The sequence below is a fragment of the Trabulsiella odontotermitis genome (assembly GCF_001188485.1).
GTDB classification, from domain to species: Bacteria; Pseudomonadota; Gammaproteobacteria; order Enterobacterales; family Enterobacteriaceae; genus Trabulsiella; species Trabulsiella odontotermitis_A.
This window is the reverse complement of the sequence record NZ_JNGH01000022.1, coordinates 1-219: the sequence shown is the minus strand read 5'-3', so window position 1 is coordinate 219 and position 219 is coordinate 1. Positions and strand designations below refer to the sequence as shown.

General features: G+C 59.8%; 1 protein-coding gene. It reads right to left on the bottom strand.

The features are described 5' to 3' along the window. The coding region (locus GM30_RS23495; RefSeq protein ID WP_162212967.1) for an RHS repeat-associated core domain-containing protein at positions 1–219 on the bottom strand (219 nt) is incomplete at both ends.

The window sequence follows — 219 nt, the reverse complement described above, 5'->3', positions numbered from 1 at the left end:
TCCCCCCGCCAGCCCTATCGGGTCCTGGGTCGTGAACCGCCCGCATTCCGGATCATAATACCGGTAAGTATTGTAGTGCAGCCCGGTTTCCCTGTCACAGTATTGTCCCGGGTAACGCAGCGGCTGATGCACTTCCCGGTATGCACTTTCCCGGAGATCGCGCACATTCTGCCGGCTCACGTTCCCCCACGCGCTGTATTTCCCTGACCAGCACAGTTC